Below are 17,156 nucleotides of genomic sequence, written 5' to 3' on the forward strand. Positions count from 1 at the left end.
TCCGTCCCGCCGGAAATGAGGGTGCACCGGCTACGGCGGGAGCGTGGCGGAACCGGATGAAGCGGACATGAACGCCAAGAGATCAACGTCTGCCTGTGAGCTGTGAAAACAGGGCGGACGCCGGCACGTGGGAAGGCCTCCAGGTGGTCAGCCTCGCCGGGTGGAGAGGATCTCGCGCCCCCGCTCCGGCGTGATCAGGGCCGCGACCTCGGGGTCGGCCAGCAGCGCGATCGGTGCGATGTGGTCCTCGCTCATCGGCCGCCACACCGTCAAGGCCTCGCGCAGCAGCGGCCACGGGTCGGCCCCGGGAGCGGCGACGGCGGCGCGTACCGCCGCGTCGAACTCCGCGTTGCCGAACCGGACGCGGAACCCGGGCTCGGCCGCCCGCTCCGGGAAGCCGGAGACCAGCCGCCTCACCGGGTCGGACCCGAGCTGGGCCAGGGTGTCGAGGATGGAGAGACTGCCAAAGCGTCCGGCGAGCTCGTGCTCGGGCAGCAGCGCGGGCAGCACCTCGGCCGTCAGGAGATCCTCATCCGGCGGCCAGGCGAGCTCGTCGCCGTGCCGCAACGCCGACAGGATCGTCTGGCCCGCCGCGTGATCGCGCAGCATGGTCTGCATCTGGAAGAGCAGGAACATCGCCCGGTTCCGCCCGAACCGCGCGGCCTCGGTCAGCACCGCCAGCGGGCCGTCGACCTCGCCCGCCAGGCTCGCTAGACGCGCCTGCTCGATCTTGTCGTCCCACTCGCGCTGGGTCTGGCACTGCGGGCGGTCCAGGGCGTGGAATCCCGCGTACAGGTCGTACATCAGCTCGTAGAAGGAGCCGTGCCGTGTCGGGCCCATGCCGGACCACGAGAACAGCTCGTAGGCGGCCCAGTCGTCCTCCCACTCGTCGGACTGGTCGTAGGCCTCGGCCCACATGGGCTCCAGGTCCCGTAACCAGCCGAGGTCTTCGGCGGGGACCAGGTGACCGCCGGAGACGCCCGCCCGGCGCCAGCCGTCCGTCGTCAGCAGGAACTCCCGGAACGACGGCGGCAGCGTGCGCCCCAGCCGCTCCTCCGCCTCCGCCACCTGCGCGGCCGAGGCGGGGGCGTACCCGAGCCAGTTGCCGCTGATCGGCTCCTCGAACGGTCGCCGCGTCGTCTTCTCCTCGCGGGAGGTGGCGAGCCATTCCTCGCTCCAGCGCTCCAGGAACGGCCTCCAGGCGGTGCGGTCCATGTGACACTCCTTCACTACGGTGATCATGTCGTGCTCATCTCAGCAGACGCCCCCGACAGCGCGGGCGCGGTCTCCTCTGTGAACCGATGACGCCTGCTGAGGTCGTCGATTCGCTTGTCATCATGGGTGGGTGGTCGTATGGGATGAATCCGATTCGGTGTTGACGAGTCTGGAGTCGTTGCGGGGTCCGTTGACCGGATACTGCTATCGCCTCCTCGGTGCCTCGAGCGAGGTCGACGACGCCGTGCAGGAGACGATGCTGCGGGCGTTCCGGGCGATCGAGGGTTATGACCCGGATCGAGCGGGGCTCTCGACGTGGGTGCACAGGATTGCCACGAATGTCTGTCTGGACATGCTGCGAAGCGCAGAGCGACGGGCGTTGCCGTGGGACATGGGGCCGGCGTCGAGTGGCACCGACATCGGTGTCCCTCTCGCGGCCGCGCGGTGGGTGGAGCCGTTGGCGGACTCTCGCTTGACGGGAACGGCCGACCCGGCGCACCTCGCCATGCGACATGAGACGCTGCGCCTGGCCTTCATCACCGCTCTGCAGTGGTTGCCGCCGCGTCAGCGTGTCGTGCTGGTGCTGCGGGATGTCCTCGGGTTCACCGCCGCCGAGGCTGCCGAGATCATGGAGACGTCGGTGGCGGCGGCGAACAGCGCGTTGCAGAGAGCGCGGGCCACGCTGGAGAAGCACCGGCCGCGTCCAGCTGACGCGCCCGAGCCGGACGACGTGGCTCAGCGCGATCTTCTGCAGCGCTACGTGGACGCCTTCCAGACGCACGACGTCCACACGCTGGTCGGTGTGCTGGCCGACGATGTCCGGTCAGGGATGCCGCCCTTCCTGTGGTGGCTGGACGGGCCGGCGCATGTCGTCGCGGCGATGTCGAGTACGGATGCCTGTGCCGATGACCGTCTTGTCCGCGGCGGGCCGGCCAACGGGTGCTGGACGCTCGGTCAGTACCGGCCGGACGAGAACGGGGTCCTGGTGCCGTTCGCCCTCTTGGTGCTCGAGCTCCGGAGTGGGCGCATCAGCGAGATCGTCACGTTCCTGGGCTATGGTGACCGCTTCGGCGCGTTCGGTCTGCCGGAATTCCTCGAAAACTGATCCTAGGGAACCGATGAGTCCAGCCGCCTTCCTTCGTAGAAGGGATGACACATCCACTACGACCCGAAGGCCACCTTCATGTCATCGACCGACACCGACCTGACGCAGCACATCCACGCCGAGAGAGAGCGACTGGCGAGTCTGCTCGCCGGACTCCACGACAAGGACTGGGACCGTCCGTCCCTGTGCTCGGGATGGCGGGTGCGTGAAGTCGTCGCTCACATCACCGCGCCCTTCCGCACGACCCTGCCCCGGCTCGTGGTGGGACTGGCCGCGGCACGGTTCTCCTTCGACCGGTACGCCGATCGGGCCGCCCGCAAGGACACCACCCGCATGTCCGACGCCGAACTCCTCGCTTCCCTGCGCGCCAACATCACCAACGCATGGCAGCCGCCAGGCGGAGGGCCTGCCGGAGCACTGGCTCACGACACCATCCACGGCCTCGACATCACCGAGCCGTTGGGTCTGCCGTCGTCCCCGGCCGAGCGCATCGCCCTCGTGCTGGCGAGCACGAACGCCCGGAGCTTGTCGTACTTCGGGGTCGACCTCGCCGGCATCCAGTTGCGCGGCATGGACGCCGACGTACGCCTGGGCGAGGGCGAGCCCGTCGACATGCCGGTCAAGGACATCCTGCTGACCATCACCGGACGCCGGCCCCTCCCGCAGGGCCGGACCGCCTCGCACAGGGGAGAGTGATCGATGAGCACCGTAGACGAGCTGCGCAGCCTGGCGCTCGGCCTGCCGGACACGACCGAGGGCACTCACTTCAAGCGGCCCACGATCCGGGTCAAAGGCAAGAACGTGATCGGCATCGAGGGAGGAACCCACATCACGTTCGCTCTGCCACCTGAGGCTGCCGAAGCGGCCGCCTTGCGGTCTCCGGGTTCCATTGAGGTGATGGAGCGGAACGGGAAGCCGATCGGTGTCCGAGCCGACATCGCCCGATGTGACGCCGGCCTTCTCGCAGAACTCGTCCACATCTGCTGGTCGCACGTGAAGGGTTAAGAGGTTCGGCGGAAAAGGCAGAAAGGGTGCCCGTCGGGATCCAGCAGCACGCGGACCTCCTCCTGCGGCTGGAACTCGGCCGGCACCGCACCGCACCCCACGGCCCACTCCACTGCCGCGTCCAGATCGTCGACCTCGATGTCGAGATGCTGGGAAGCGGTCTGCTGGCCGGAGACACTCGGCCACACCGGCCTTGCGTAACACCGCTCGTACTCGAAATTGAGGGTGGGGGCGACCGTGTGCTCCGGCGGGCGGATCTGCGCCCAGCCGCCCTCCTCAGGTTCGTCTGGTGCCGGGCCTTCTTCGGTGGTGACGGGCAGGCCCAGCAAGTGGGAATAGAACCGCGCGAGCTCGCGCGGTTGTGATGTTCCGATCGTCACGGAGGTTACTTGCAGACGCGGCCGCATGGTCCAAGACTCCCTTCGAAGGTCGCATGGAGAAGAGCGATGACGCCGCTACGACAGAGCCCGGGCGGCGTGGATCAGCGGGACGTGGCTGAAGGCCTGGGGGAAGTTGCCCACGAGACGGCCGTAGCGCGGGTCGTACTCCTCCGCCAGCAACCCCACATCGTTCCGCAACCCCAGCAGCCGCTCGAACAGGTCCTTCGCCTCCTCCTTCCGCCCCTGCATCGCCATGACCTCCACCAGCCAGAAGCTGCACGCCAGGAACGCGCCCTCCCCGCCCGGCAGCCCGTCCACGTCGTTGTCCGCGGCGATCGGATAACGCAGCACGAACCCGTCCGACATGAGCTCCTTCTCGATCGCCGCCACCGTGCCCACGATCCGGGGATCGTCGACGGGCAGGAATCCCACGACGGGCATCATCAGCAAAGCGGCGTCCAGCTCCGACGATCCGTACGACTGCGTGAAGGTGTTCCGGCTCGGGTCGTACCCCTTGTCGCAGATCTCCGCGTGGACGACGTCCCGCAACGTCCGCCACTTCTCCACGGGGCCGGTGCGGCCGAACCGCTCCACGTATTTGACCGCCCGGTCGAGCGCGGCCCAGCACATCACCTTGGAATGCACGAAGTGCCGTCGCGGGCCCCGCACCTCCCACAGTCCCTCGTCCGGCTCGTCCCAGTGGTCCTCCACGTAGTCGAGCAGCTGCCGCTGGATCGTCCAGGCCCGGTCGTCGGCCGACAACCCTCGGCTGCGCGACACGTAGAGGCAGTTCATGACCTCCCCGTACACGTCCAGTTGCAGCTGCTTGACGGCCTCGTTCCCGATCCGCACCGGGCGCGAGTCCTCGTACCCGTCGAGCCAGTCCAGCCGCAGCTCGGGCAGGCGGCGTTCGCCGGCGACGCCGTACATGATCTGCAGGTCCTGGGGGCGGCCGGCGATCGCCCGCAGCAGCCACGAGCGCCAGTCCGCCGCCTCCTCCAGGTAACCGGAGGAGATGAGCGCGTCGAGCGTCATCGTCGCATCGCGCAGCCAGCAGAAGCGGTAGTCCCAGTTGCGCACCCCGCCCAGGTCCTCGGGGAGTGAGGTGGTGGGGGCGGCCACGATGCCGCCGGTGGGCGCGTACGTGAGCGCCTTCAGCGTGATCAGCGACCGCATCACGGCGTCCCGGTACGGCCCGTCATAGGTGCATCGGGAGACCCAGTCCGCCCAGAAGGCCTCGGTCTCGTCGAGCTGGTCGTCGCAGTCGATCTGCGGCGGCATCGGCTCGTGCGAGGGATGCCAGGTGAAGATGAACGCCAGCCGGTCGCCCTCCTTGACGGTGAACGTGGCCCGGTGCGCGTAGTCGCCGCCCTTCAGCGGCACGGGGGAGTGCAGCCACGCCGAGTCGGGCCCGCCGATCGCCTGCAGGTGCCCGTTGGTGCGCCGCACCCACGGCACGATCCTGCCGTAGTCGAAGCGCACCCTGAGCACCGTGGACATCTCCACAGTCCCGGAGACGCCCTCGACGATCCGCACCACGTCGGGGTTGCGGTCGCGGGGCGGCATGAAGTCGACCACGCGGACCGTGCCCGTCGCGGTGTCCCACTCGCTCTCCAGAATGAGAGTGTCGGGCCGGTATCGCCGCCGGTCGGCGTGCCTGCGGCCGGTCGGGCCGAGCCACCAGTGACCGTTGCGTTCGCCGCCGAGCAGCGCCGCGAAACACGAGGGGGAGTCGAACCTGGGCAGGCAGAGCCAGTCGATGGAACCGTCCCTGGCCACGAGCGCGGCCGACTGCATGTCTCCGATCAGGGCGTAATCCTCGATCCGCATGCCTACAGACGCTACTCGCAAATGGGGTGATCCCGCGGCCGGGTCCGATCATGTCGCGTCATGTCCGGACTCGGCCGCGGAGCTCACGTCAGCGGGAATCGAGCGGGAACCAGCGGGTGAACAGCTGCGTCAGCGGCCCGATGGCCAGCGCGAACGCCAGTGTCCCTATCCCGACGGTGCCGCCGAGCAGCCAGCCCGCCGCCAGTACGGTGATCTCGATGAGGAACCGGCCCAGGCGCACCGACAGCCCGAGCCGGACCAGGCCCGTCATGATGCCGTCCCGCGGTCCCGGTCCCAGGCCGGCGCCGATGTACAGCACGGTCGCCAGGGCGATCGCGACGACGCCCAGCGCCACGTACAGACTCTGCAACGCCAGATGCGCCGGCGTGGGCAGCAGGAAGATCGCGGCGTCGGCGAACAACCCCAGGAACACCACGTTGCTGATCGTCCCGAAGCCGGGCTTCTGCTTGAGCGGGATCCACAGCAGCATCACCAGCGCGCCCACGCCGATGATCACCGTGCCGATCGACACTCCGGCCCTGATCGCCACTCCCTGGTGGAACACGTCCCACGGGTCGTTGCCCAGTCCGGACTCCACCTGCAGGCCGATGCCCAGGCCGTAGAGGGCCAGCCCGCCGTACAGCCGGGCCAGGCGGGCGGGAAAGGAACTCACTCGGGGGACGGTCGTCTCGCTCATAATGGCCCCAGAGTGGCAGGCCACCGGCTTGCCAAAACAGGGCCAATCATGAAAAGTGGCCTTATGAGGCATCTCTCGGCGGCTCAGGTGGCCCGGCTGGTCAACATCGACCCGAGCGCCCGCCCGTACTACCGGGCGCTCGCCGACGGCGTCCGCAGCCTGATCATGGACGGCCAGATCCCCGTACGCGTCCGCATGCCCGCAGAACGCCACCTCGCCGAGATCCTCAAGGTCAGCCGCACCACGGTGACGTCGGCGTACGACCTGCTGCGCGAACGCGGCTACCTGGACAGCCGCCAGGGCTCGGGCAGCTGGACGGCCCTGCCCGACCCGGCCACCACGTCGGACAACCCCTGGCTCAGCACCGGTGGCGACGGTCTGATCCAGCTCCACTGCGCCGCCCCGCCCGCGCCCTCCGCCCTGCGGAGCGCGATGCTGGAGGCGGTCGAGGACCTGCCGAGATACGGCATGGGCAACGGCTACGACCCCATCGGCCTGCCGGCGCTCAGGGAACGCATCGCCGCCCGCTACACCGCCAGAGGGCTGGCCACCAGGCCGGAGCAGATCGTCGTCACCACCGGCTCCCAGCACGCCATCCAGCTCGTGCTCGGCCTGCTCGTCGGCTCCGGGGACCCGGTGCTGGTGGAGTCGCCGACGTATCCGCACGCCATCGACGTGGCCCGGCAGCGCTCCGCCCGGATCGTCCCGGTCGGCATCTCGCACGAGGGCTGGCAGGCCGACCTGCTGATCGGGGCCATGCGCCAGTCCGGCGCCCGCCTGGCCTATCTCATGCCCGACTTCCAGAACCCGACCGGCGCGCTCATGGACGACGCCACCCGCGCCGCCGTCGTCGGCGCGGCCCGGCGTACCGACACGCTGGTGCTGGTGGACGAGACCTGGCTGGAGCTGGCACTGGACGAGGTGCCGCACACCTCTCCCATGGGCTCGTTCGACACCGACAGCCGCGTGATCAGCATCGGGTCGGCGTCGAAGTTGTGGTGGGGCGGGCTGCGCATCGGCTGGATCCGCACCACGGCGGCGCTGGCCCGCCGCCTGGCCATGCACCGCTCGGCCGTGGACATCGCCAGCCCGGTGCTGGAGCAACTGGTGGTGGCGGGGCTGTTCGACCGGCTGGAGGAGACCCGCGCCGAGCGCCGCCGCACCCTGCGGGCCTCACGGGAGGCGCTGGTGCCGGCGCTGCGCGAGCAGGTGCCCGAGTGGACGTTCACGGTGCCGCGCGGCGGCGGCACGCTCTGGGTCCGGCTCAACGGCGACGCCGCCACTCCGCTGGCCGAGGCGGCCGCCGCCCATGGCGTGCGCCTGGCGCCCGGCCCGTGGTTCGGGTTGGAGGGCACGCTCGAGGGCTACCTGCGGCTGCCGTACACGCTGCCGCCCCAGGTCCTGTCGGAAGCGGTCACCCGCCTGCGCGCCGCCCGCGACCACGGCCCCCTCGGCGCCTCCCGCCCGCCGGACCCGCTCATCGCCATGGTGTGAGCGCTCAGAACCATCGACGACCTCCGCGGCCGTCGGACGTCACTCGCCGACCCCCCTGGCCAGCGGCGCGCGCCACTTCCGGCGCATCGCCGCGATCCGCAGCCCGAACGCCAGCACCGCCGCCCCCAGCGTCGCCGCCCACCCGTGCAACCCGTACGACCACTCCGCCGCCATCACCCCCGACCCCAGCATCGCCGGAACGGCGTACAGCTGGCGGTCGTACAGCAGCGTCGGGATCTCCCCGGCCAGCACGTCACGCAACATCCCGCCGCCCACCCCCGTCACCACCCCCAGCAGGGCCGCGTGCAGCGGGCTCAGCCCGTACTCCAGCGCCTTCTCCGTCCCCACCGCGCAGAAGAGCCCCAGCCCGGCCGCGTCCAGCACCAGGATGGCCGGCATCAGCCGGGCCACGTGCGGGTGCCAGAAGAACACGATCACCGTCGCCGCCACCGGCACCAGCACGTAGCCGACGCTCTGGAAAGCGGCCGGCCGCACGTTGAGGATGAGGTCGCGCACCACGCCGCCGCCCAGGGCGGTCATTCCGGCCAGCACCAGCATCCCGACCACGTCCAGCCGTTTGCGCACCCCCATGAGCGCACCGGACAACGCGAAGACGAAGATGCCGACGAAATCGAGAAGCTGAGACACGGCACCCTGTCTACAGGATGGCCTCGGCGTGGTAGTGCTCCGCCATCAGCACCCGCAGCCGCCGCGTGAACATGAACAGCGCCACCCCGGCCACGATCGCCAGCGCGGCCAGCACCAGGTAGTACGCGGGATCCGACAACACCCGGCCCAGCCGCCCGGTCTGCCCGCCGACCGCGTCGCCCACCGACACCGCGATGAACCACACCCCGAGCATCTGCGCCTTGAACGCCTCCGGCGCCAGCTTCGTCGTCACCGACAACCCGACCGGGCTGAGCGACAACTCGCCGAACACCTGGATCACGTAGACCAGCACCAGCCACCACACCGACACCCGCCCGGCCCCCGCCAGCCCGGCCGCGATCGCCATGGCCACGAAGCTCAGCCCCACCATGACCAGCGCGAACCCGAACTTCTGCGGCGTGCTCACCCGCGTGCCCAGCCGCACCCACAACGCCGCGAACACCGGCACGAAGATCATGATGAACAGCGGGTTGAACGACTGCGTCGTGGCCTGGTGGATCCGCACTCCGAACAACGACAGGTCGGTATGGTGCTGGGCGAAGAACAGCAGCTTGGTCGGCGCCAGGTCGTAGATCATCCAGAAGACCGCCGCGGCGATGAACAACCAGATGTACGCCTTCATCCGGTCCCGCTCGTCCTCGGTGAGATGGTGACCGCCCATCAGGATGTAGGCGAAGTACGCGACCGGCACCGCCAGGATGATCACCGTGATCACGATCGTGAGCCGGTCGATGGTCAGCGTGCCGGTCAACGCCCACAAACCCAGCGCGACCACCGCCACGCCCGTCCCGAGCCCCGCCAGCCGGCCGAAGCGGCGCCGCTCGCCGGGGGACAGGCGCAGCCCCGGCCGCTCGCCGACGCCGCGCAGGGACCGGCCGCCCCACACGTACTGGATCAGGCCGAGCGCCATGCCGACCGCGGCGGCCCCGAACCCCAGGTGCCAGCGGTCGCCCGCGGCCAGCCAGCCGACCACGAGAGGCGCGAAGAACGCGCCCAGGTTGATGCCCAGATAGAACAGGGAGAACCCGGCGTCCCTGCGCCCGTCCTCGTCCTCGTCGTAGAGCCGGCCCACCATGACCGAGACGTTGGGCTTGAGCAGGCCCGTGCCGGAGATGACGAGCAGCAGGCCCAGCCACACGAACAACGGCGTCGTCACCGGGATCGCCATGCTGATGTGGCCCAGCATGATGACGAACCCGCCCCAGAACACCGACCTGCGCGGCCCGAGTATGCGGTCGGCGATCCACCCGCCGGGCAGCGCCACCAGGTAGACCAGCGCCTGGTAGACGCCGACGACCGCCTGCGCCGTCGCCTCCGTCATGCCCAGCCCGCCCTGCGCCGGGTACGCCGCCAGGAACGTGGCCAGGATGGCGCGCATCCCGTACCAGCTGAACCGCTCCCACATCTCGGTGCCGAACAGCGTCGCCAGTCCCCACGGGTGCCCGAAGAACCTCCTGCCGCCGGCCATGGATGAACCCCCCCGAATCGCATCCGTTCGATCACTCTACGTGAACGCCGCCTGCGAGGGCTTGCCGCTACCCGGCACGTGTGGTGCGATGCATGCCACTCGTGCAAGTGAATACTGACGGGAGGCGCGCCATGGCCGAAGTCCTCGAGGTCCGAGCCGAGATCGAGCAGCAGATAGCCGGCCGTACCGTATGCCTGCAGCTCCAGCAGGTGGCCGAGCGGCATCCCGACGCACCCGCCTATTCCGACCCTGAGGGCGACGGCTGGCGCACGCTGACATACGCGCAGGCGCGGCAGCGGGTCCTGGAGATCGCGGCCGCCTTCGCCACGCTCGGGCTCGAGCCCGGCGACTCCGTGGCGCTGATGATGGTGAACCGGAGCGAGCACGTGCTCGCCGACCTCGGCGCGGTGCACGCGGGCGGCGTCGGCTGCACCGTCTACTCCACGTTCGCCCCCGAGCAGATCGCGTTCGTGGCCGAGAACGTGGGCGCCAAGTACGCCGTCCTCGGCGGCCCCGCCGAGCTGGCCCGCTGGCAGCCCGTGCTCGACCGCCTCACCGGCCTGCGCAGGATCGTCATGCTGGAAGGCGCGCCGCCCGGCGACGACCGGTTCATGACGTGGGCCGACTTCCTGGAGCTCGGCCGCGCACGCCTCGCCGACGACCCCGCCCAGGTCGAGGACCGCTGGCGCGCCGTGACCCCCGGCGACGTCGTCACCGTCCTCTACACCTCCGGCACCACCGGCATGCCCAAGGGCGTCCCGCTCACCCACGGCAACGTCTTCTACGAGGTCGCCGCCACGGACCGGCTCACCTCGCTGCCGAGGCTGGGCACGCAGATCTCCTACCTGACCTACGCGCACATCGCCGAGCGCATCCTCAGCCTCTACCTGCCGCTGCTCAAGGTCTCCCACGTGCACTTCTGCACCGACCTGGCGAACCTGGGCGCCACGTTAGGACAGGTCAGGCCGATGATGTTCTTCGGCGTGCCACGCGTGTGGGAGAAGATGATGGCCCGCCTGCTCGCCGTGCTCGCCACCCAGCCGGAGGAGCAGCAGGCCGCCGTGCGCGCGGCCATGGCGGCCGGCCAGGCCTACGTCGAGGCCGGCCAGTACGGCCACATCATCACGCAAGAGATCCGGGAGGCCTACGAGAAGGCCGACGCCTCCCTCCTGTCGATCATCCGCGGCATGATCGGGTTCGACCGCGCCGAGTGGACGGCTACGGGTGCCGCCCCTCTCGCCCCCGAGGTGCAGAACTTCTACGCCGGCCTCGGGCTCAAGGTCATCGACGTGTACGGCATGACCGAGACCACCGGGGCGTTCACCGGCAACAGCCCCGCCTGCTACCGCCTGGGCACCGTCGGCAGGGCCGAGCCCGGCGTCGAGATCCGCATCGCCGAGGACGGCGAGATCCTCACCCGCAGCCCGCTCAACACCCGCGGCTACCTCAACCGCACCGAGGCCACCGCCGAGCTGATCGACGCCGGCGGCTGGCTGCACACCGGCGACATCGGCACGGTCGACGAGGACGGCTTCTACCGGGTGGTGGACCGCAAGAAGGAGCTCATCATCACCGCCGGCGGCGAGAACATCTCCCCGGCCGAGATCGAGAACCATCTCAAGCAGCACCCGCTGATCGGCCAGGCCCTCGCGTACGGCGACCGGCGGCCGCACCCGGTGGCCGTGCTGACGCTCGACGGCGAGGTCGCGCCCGGCTGGGCGCAGGCCCGCGGCATCACCTTCGCCTCGCTCGCCGAGCTGGCCGAGCACCCCGAGGTGCTCAAGGAGGTGGGGGCCGCCGTCGAGGCCGCGAACGCCAAGCTGGCCCAGGTGCAGCAGGTCAAGAAGTGGGCGCTGCTGGGCACCGAGTGGACCGCCGAGACCGAGGAGCTCACCCCGAGCCTCAAGCTCAAGAGGCGGATCATCCACGCGAAGTACGCCGACATCATCGAAGGGCTCTACGGCGAGCCGCGATAGCGACACCGGTTTTGCCATTCGGGGCGTGTGTTGTGGTCCTCGCCATGACCGGGCGGTTCCTACCGTCTCGATCATGACCAGAGGACTGCTTCTCGTCTCGCTCACGGCGGGGGCGCTCACGGCGCTCCCCGCGCCCGCGCCCGCCGCCGTGACCCCAGCCGTGACCGAACTCGCCATCCGAGCCATCACCGTACGTCCCGCCGAGCCCGTGGTCGGGGCTCAAGGCTCCGTCCGCCTGGTGGTCGACGTGGTCGCCAAGGGTGCGCGGCCCAAGAACGGCGTCACCGTCAAGGTCGATCCGGGCGCCCCGCCCGGGCCGTTGCTGGTGTCCAAACCGCCCATCACGGACCCGACGGTCCCGGAACCGTCGCCATCGGACCCGGCCGGCCAGGTCCCGTCACCGCCGGCCGCCCAACCGGGCTCGCTCCACCCGATCGACCCGCTCCCCGCATACGACCCGTCCCAGTCCGGTCAGCCGCCGCAGAGCGCGGGACCGATCCAGCGCAGGGAGCCCTTCCAAGGAACAGAGCCGGTCCAGGGCGCAGAGCCGGTTCAGGGCACAAAGCCGGTCCAGGGCGCAGAGCCGGTCCAGGGCACAAAGCCGGTCCAGGGTGCAGAGCCGGTCCAGGGCACAAAGCCGGTCCAGGGCACAAAGCCGGTCCAGGGTGCGCCGGCCCCAGGACCGCTCCAGCGCGGGGCGCCCGCGGTCCAGGACGGGAGCCTTGAGCGCGGCGCGCGACCCGTCGCCGCCCCCGCCCTCCCGCCGCGGCTCGTGTGGCGCCTTGCGGCGAGCCCGCCCGCCCGGATGGCCGACGGCTGGCAGACGTGGCGTTTCCTGCCCGACAAGCGCCTGAGCCGCTTTTACCCGACCGGCACCTGGACCGTCACCGCCATCGCGCGGGGCCAGGACGGGGCGACGGTGACCGAGTACGCGTCGTTCCAGCTCAGGCGGGAGACCAAGCTCTCGGAGGTGCAGGCGGAGCGTGCCAGGGGCGCGGTACGCCTGCGCGGCTCCCTCACGAGGGTGGACCCGCGCGGCCTCACCGACTTCGGCCCGTTCGCCAAGCAGCCGCTGGAGATCCTGTGGCGCCAGGACGACGCCGCCGGCTGGGAACGGGTCGGCGAGGCGATGACGGACGCCTCAGGCGCGTTCGACGGCACGATCCTGGGCCGTGCGGGCGGCCAGTTCCGCGTCCGCTACGCAGGAACGGCCCACTACGCCCCAGATGTCTCTAAATCCCAGCAAATAGCCCACTAGGCGGCCCGGCATCGCGCGGGCGTTGCGGAATCGTGATCAACTTTACCCCAACTTTTCCTTACCCTTACGCGTCATTGGCAGATGACGTGCCCTGCTTGGGGCGCGTTTGACACGGGGAAGGAAAGTCACGTGAAGATGCGACGTCTCGCCGCCGGCCTGGCGGCCGCCCGGCGGGGGGCGAGACGTCGCCGTCCTGGCGGCCGCCGCACTGGGCGCCACCGTGGTGGCCACCGCGGCTTCGCCCGCACTCGCGGACGAGGTGGACCCTGACTTCGCAGGCGGCAACACGAGCCTGACGTTCGACGCGAACCCGGAGCCCGCCTGGCGCGGCAAGCCCATCGACCTCGAGGGCAAGCTCTCCGTGGAGTGCGAGGAGGACTACATCAGCGGGTTCGTGTCGGTGCACCACGCCGACACCTGCAAGAAGCAGGAGCGCTGGCACCGTCTCGGCTGGAAGCGGATCGTGATCCTCTTCCAGCCCGACGGCAGCGGCAAGTGGGAGTACGTCGACTCGGTCAGGACCGGCCGCAACGGCTACTTCCACACCACGGTGCCGGCCCGCACGTCGGGCACCTGGCGCGCGGTCTTCGAGGGCGCCAAGTGGCTGGAGCCCTCGGAGGGCACGGACTGGGTCAAGGTCATCGGCCGCCACCACCACTAGCGTCACCTGGGACGCCCGGCCGGCTCCGGCCGGGCGTCCGCCATGTCCGGGCCCCAGTGGTCAGCAGGCGTCAGTAGGACACGGCGACCTGCACGCGGTGATGCCGGCCGTCGCCGGCCTCGTCCACCACCGCCACCGCCAGGTCGGCGAACGAGAACACCGGCCCGCCCGCCGTCGCGTCCGGCACCCGCCCGTCGCTGATCCGGTACCGGCCGGTCCGGTCCGCCTCCTCGTCCAGGAATACCGGTGGCGGCGCGAGCACCACCCAGTCCAGGCCGGACTCCTCGTACACGGGCAGCTCCGCCGCGTGCCCCAGCGAGAACGCCCGGGCGTCGCCGGGGAAGCCGGGTGTGTCCGCCAGCCGGACCCCCGGCGCCACCTCCAGCAGGCTGCCGACGCCGACCGCCACCAAGCGGCGCACCCCCGCCTGTGCCAGTCCTTCGACCAGAGCGCGGGCCGCCGCCGCGTAGAACGCCTCCGCCGGCATGTCCATCCGGGCGGCCGCCTGGACCGCCGCATCCTGCCCGGCCGCGACGGCCGCCACGCTCGAGGCGTCGGTGACGTCCCCGGCGACCACCCGGACCCCCTCGCGCGCCAGGCCCTCGTGCCTGCCGGGATCGCGTACCACCGCCGTCACCTCATGCCCGCGCCCGGCCGCCTCCGCGACCACCCGGCGCCCGGCCCGTCCGCCCGCGCCGAAAACCACGATCCTGCCCATGCCGGCACTCCTCTCCCCGGCCGGGCTTCCCGGCCGCTGCGCCGACGGTAGAGGGCGACCTGTCGCTTTCCGCAACGATAGTTACCTACGATGGCGGTTATGGGAGTGCCGCTCGATCCCGACATGTTCACCGGCTGCCCGCCGGTCGCCGCGCCCATCCGCATCGGCGACAAGTGGACCGCGAAGATCATCCGCTGCCTGGAGTCGGGACCGCGGCGCTTCACCGAGCTCCAGACGCCGCTGCGCGGCATCACCCCGAAGGTCCTCACCGAGTCCCTGCGCGCCATGGAACGCGACGGCCTGCTCACCCGCACCCCGTACGACGAGATCCCGCCACGGGTCGAGTACGCGCTCACCGACCTCGGCCGCAGCCTCCTCGAACCCATGAACGCCGGCTGCGAATGGTCCAGGAGGCACCTGGCCGAGCTGATGCGCGCCCGCGAGAGCTGGGAGTCGGCCAGGCTGGGGGCATGAGAGCCCCGACGCCACCGAGGGAGCGGAATCGATCTAGGCGCGGATGCGTTGTCGTGCGCAGAAGGGGCGATTTTGAGCGGCCGCCGACAGGCGTCGTAGGCTGGCCCTCTGGCGAACGAATAGGAGGTGACGCCCCGTGTTGCGAGACTCGTTCGGACGGGTGGCGACAGATCTTCGGGTGTCCCTCACGGACAAGTGCAACCTGCGCTGTACGTACTGCATGCCGCCCGAGGGCCTCGACTGGCTGCCCAACGCCAAGCTCCTCACCGCCGACGAGATCGTCCGCCTGGTGCGGATCGGGGTCGAACGTCTCGGCGTCACCGAGGTCCGCTACACCGGCGGGGAGCCGCTGCTGCGGCGCGAGCTGGTCGACATCGTGGCCCGCACCACCGAGCTCCAGCCGCGGCCGCAGGTCTCGCTGACCAGCAACGGCATCGGGCTGGCCCGCCTGGCCGGGCCGCTGGCCGCCGCCGGGCTCGACCGGGTCAACGTCTCGCTCGACACGCTCGACCCCGAGACGTTCAAGCGGCTCGCGCACCGCGACCGGCACGCCGACGTGATCGCCGGGCTCGCCGCGGCGGACCGGGCCGGGCTGCGTCCGGTCAAGGTCAACGCCGTGCTCATGCGCGGCCTCAACGACCACGAGGCGGTCCCGCTGCTGCGCTGGTGCCTCGAGCAGGGCTACGAGCTGCGTTTCATCGAGCAGATGCCGCTGGACGCCCAGCACGGCTGGAGCCGCGCGGACATGGTCACCGCCGACGAGATCCTGGGCCTGCTGGCCGCCGGGTTCGACCTCGTGGCCGACGACCTGGAGGAGCGGGGCAGCGCGCCCGCCGAGCGGTTCCTCGTCGACGGCGGGCCGGACAGGGTCGGCGTGATCGGGTCGGTGACGCGGCCGTTCTGCGGCGCGTGCGACCGGGTCAGGCTCACCGCCGACGGTCAGGTCCGCAACTGCCTGTTCGCCACCGAGGAGTCGGACCTGAAGACCGCCATGCGGGCGGGCGCGTCCGACGAGGAGCTGGCCGAGCGGTGGATCGCGGCGGTGGCCCGCAAACGCGCCGGGCACGGCATCGACGACCCTTCCTTCCTCCAGCCGTCCCGCCCGATGTCCGCCATCGGCGGCTAGGCCCCGCGGCGATGGGGCGGAGCACACGATGACCCCCACCCACGCCTTCGGAACCGGCGGCGCGCTGTCGCCTGCCGCGCGGCCGGCAGCGGCCACCGGCGACGGCGGCCGTGGAGGCTCCGTCGAGCGGGTCTACGACGCGGTGATCCTGGCAGGGGGACAGGCGCGGCGGCTGGGCGGGCGGGACAAGCCCGCTCTCACCGTGGGCGCCAGATCCCTGGTCGAGAACGTCGTCGCCGCGGCCTCAGGCGCCCGCCGCACGATTGTCGTCGGCCCGGAGCGCCCCCTTCCCGGTGTCCTGTTCGCCCGTGAGGATCCGCCCGGCAGCGGCCCCATCCCCGCCCTGACCGCCGGTCTGGCACACGTCACGGCCCCGTGGGTGGCGCTGCTCGCCGGCGACCTGCCGTTCCTGACCGCGGCGCACGTACGGGCCCTGCTCGACGCCGCCGGCCCCGGCGCCGGCGCGGTGATGGTGGACGACGGCGGCCGCGAGCAGTGGCTCGCCGGCGCCTGGCCGGCCGCGGAGCTGAAGCAGGCCCTCGCCTCCTACGGCGGACGCTCGCTCAAGGGCCTGCTGGCCCCCCTTGCCGGCACGCGCCTGGCGCTGCCCGGGCGGCCGTGGTTCGACTGCGACACAATGGACGACCTGGAGGAGGCTCGTATGAACGTGCTCAACGAATGGACCGCGCTGGCCTGCAAGGAGCTGGGCATCGACCCGGCGACCGTGGACCGCGACCAGATTCTCGACCTGACCAAGGAGGTCGCCCACGGCGTGGCCCGCCCGGCCGCGCCGCTGACGGCCTACCTGCTCGGGCTGGCTCAAGGGGCGGGCACCGCTCCTGAGGACGCTGTGGCCAGACTGACCACATTGGCGAAGAACTGGAGCCGCGCCACCACCGAGACGCTGACGGACGACTGACACTCGAACGAACTCTTGAAGTCAAGCCCGCGCCCGCCTGAAAGTTTCCTGTGAATTTTGGGGCGGGAGCGGGTGTAAACGATTTCGGGAAAGCGGCCCTACCAACTGTCTGGTGGGAGCCGCACTAGATCGTCCGGCCGGCAAAGGTTCGCCAGAAAAGG

The 17,156-nt window shown here is 70.8% G+C and carries 17 protein-coding genes; 10 read left to right on the forward strand and 7 right to left on the reverse strand.

What is annotated here, in order from left to right:
• Positions 1 to 147: 147 nt before the first annotated feature.
• On the reverse strand, positions 148 to 1,215 hold the full coding sequence (locus Q9G87_RS37845; RefSeq protein ID WP_305921386.1) for an SMI1/KNR4 family protein: 1,068 nt from the start codon (positions 1,213 to 1,215) through the stop codon (positions 148 to 150).
• Positions 1,216 to 1,372: 157 nt separating this feature from the next.
• On the opposite strand from Q9G87_RS37845, the gene Q9G87_RS37850 reads away from it, so the two are divergent.
• From Q9G87_RS37850 to Q9G87_RS37860, 3 genes are all read left to right on the forward strand, one after another.
• Positions 1,373 to 2,320, forward strand: a complete 948-nt coding sequence (locus Q9G87_RS37850; protein WP_305921508.1) for an RNA polymerase subunit sigma-70 — start codon at positions 1,373 to 1,375, stop codon at positions 2,318 to 2,320.
• A gap of 78 nt (positions 2,321 to 2,398) precedes the next feature.
• Complete coding sequence (locus Q9G87_RS37855) at positions 2,399 to 3,016, forward strand: maleylpyruvate isomerase family mycothiol-dependent enzyme (RefSeq protein WP_305921387.1); 618 nt, start codon at positions 2,399 to 2,401, stop codon at positions 3,014 to 3,016.
• A gap of 3 nt (positions 3,017 to 3,019) precedes the next feature.
• Positions 3,020 to 3,325, forward strand: a complete 306-nt coding sequence (locus Q9G87_RS37860; RefSeq protein WP_305921388.1) for a hypothetical protein — start codon at positions 3,020 to 3,022, stop codon at positions 3,323 to 3,325.
• On the opposite strand, the gene Q9G87_RS37865 is transcribed toward Q9G87_RS37860, so the two are convergent.
• The 3 genes from Q9G87_RS37865 to yczE all read right to left on the reverse strand — a co-directional run bounded on the left by Q9G87_RS37865 (position 3,322) and on the right by yczE (position 6,232).
• On the reverse strand, positions 3,322 to 3,732 hold the full coding sequence (locus Q9G87_RS37865) for a VOC family protein (RefSeq protein ID WP_305921389.1): 411 nt from the start codon (positions 3,730 to 3,732) through the stop codon (positions 3,322 to 3,324). The two genes, Q9G87_RS37860 and Q9G87_RS37865, sit on opposite strands and share 4 nt — an antisense overlap.
• 48 nt (positions 3,733 to 3,780) lie before the next feature.
• Complete coding sequence (locus Q9G87_RS37870) at positions 3,781 to 5,535, reverse strand: glycoside hydrolase family 15 protein (RefSeq protein WP_305921390.1); 1,755 nt, start codon at positions 5,533 to 5,535, stop codon at positions 3,781 to 3,783.
• 88 nt (positions 5,536 to 5,623) lie between these two features.
• Positions 5,624 to 6,232, reverse strand: a complete 609-nt coding sequence (yczE, locus tag Q9G87_RS37875; protein ID WP_305921391.1) for a membrane protein YczE — start codon at positions 6,230 to 6,232, stop codon at positions 5,624 to 5,626.
• Between the two features lie 63 nt (positions 6,233 to 6,295).
• Here yczE and yczR point away from each other — a divergent pair, with 63 nt between their 5' ends.
• The gene (gene yczR, locus Q9G87_RS37880) at positions 6,296 to 7,726 is read left to right on the forward strand and encodes a MocR-like transcription factor YczR (protein WP_305921392.1); all 1,431 of its coding nucleotides are present in this window, start codon (positions 6,296 to 6,298) and stop codon (positions 7,724 to 7,726) included.
• Positions 7,727 to 7,765: 39 nt separating this feature from the next.
• Here yczR and Q9G87_RS37885 read toward each other — a convergent pair whose 3' ends face one another.
• Complete coding sequence (locus tag Q9G87_RS37885; protein ID WP_305921393.1) at positions 7,766 to 8,374, reverse strand: trimeric intracellular cation channel family protein; 609 nt, start codon at positions 8,372 to 8,374, stop codon at positions 7,766 to 7,768.
• A 10-nt stretch (positions 8,375 to 8,384) separates the two neighbouring features.
• Positions 8,385 to 9,863, reverse strand: a complete 1,479-nt coding sequence (locus tag Q9G87_RS37890) for a peptide MFS transporter (protein WP_305921394.1) — start codon at positions 9,861 to 9,863, stop codon at positions 8,385 to 8,387.
• Positions 9,864 to 9,994: 131 nt separating this feature from the next.
• Between Q9G87_RS37890 and Q9G87_RS37895 the strand changes: the two genes are divergently transcribed.
• From Q9G87_RS37895 to Q9G87_RS37905, 3 genes are all read left to right on the forward strand, one after another.
• Positions 9,995 to 11,839: an AMP-dependent synthetase/ligase gene (locus Q9G87_RS37895; RefSeq protein ID WP_305921395.1), complete on the forward strand. Its 1,845-nt coding sequence runs from the start codon at positions 9,995 to 9,997 to the stop codon at positions 11,837 to 11,839.
• Positions 11,840 to 11,912: 73 nt separating this feature from the next.
• A complete protein-coding gene (locus Q9G87_RS37900) occupies positions 11,913 to 13,097 on the forward strand; it encodes a hypothetical protein (RefSeq protein ID WP_305921396.1) in 1,185 nt (394 codons plus the stop codon).
• 220 nt (positions 13,098 to 13,317) lie between these two features.
• The gene (locus Q9G87_RS37905) at positions 13,318 to 13,758 is read left to right on the forward strand and encodes a hypothetical protein (protein ID WP_305921397.1); all 441 of its coding nucleotides are present in this window, start codon (positions 13,318 to 13,320) and stop codon (positions 13,756 to 13,758) included.
• A 70-nt stretch (positions 13,759 to 13,828) separates the two neighbouring features.
• On the opposite strand, the gene Q9G87_RS37910 is transcribed toward Q9G87_RS37905, so the two are convergent.
• Positions 13,829 to 14,476 carry an NAD(P)-dependent oxidoreductase gene (locus Q9G87_RS37910; RefSeq protein WP_305921398.1) on the reverse strand — a complete coding sequence of 216 codons (648 nt, stop codon included), beginning with the start codon at positions 14,474 to 14,476 and terminating at the stop codon, positions 13,829 to 13,831.
• Between the two features lie 99 nt (positions 14,477 to 14,575).
• Here Q9G87_RS37910 and Q9G87_RS37915 point away from each other — a divergent pair, with 99 nt between their 5' ends.
• The 3 genes from Q9G87_RS37915 (at position 14,576) to Q9G87_RS37925 (ending at position 16,995) form a co-directional block, all read left to right on the forward strand.
• Entirely contained in the window at positions 14,576 to 14,950 is a 375-nt protein-coding gene (locus tag Q9G87_RS37915) for a winged helix-turn-helix transcriptional regulator (RefSeq protein ID WP_305921399.1), read from the forward strand.
• A 136-nt stretch (positions 14,951 to 15,086) separates the two neighbouring features.
• Positions 15,087 to 16,076, forward strand: coding sequence for a GTP 3',8-cyclase MoaA (moaA, locus tag Q9G87_RS37920; RefSeq protein WP_305921400.1), 990 nt, complete (start codon positions 15,087 to 15,089; stop codon positions 16,074 to 16,076).
• A 28-nt stretch (positions 16,077 to 16,104) separates the two neighbouring features.
• Positions 16,105 to 16,995, forward strand: a complete 891-nt coding sequence (locus Q9G87_RS37925) for an NTP transferase domain-containing protein (protein ID WP_371825884.1) — start codon at positions 16,105 to 16,107, stop codon at positions 16,993 to 16,995.
• The last annotated feature ends 161 nt before the right edge of the window (positions 16,996 to 17,156 follow it).

Source organism: Nonomuraea turcica, from assembly GCF_030718205.1.
Lineage (GTDB): Bacteria > Actinomycetota > Actinomycetes > Streptosporangiales > Streptosporangiaceae > Nonomuraea.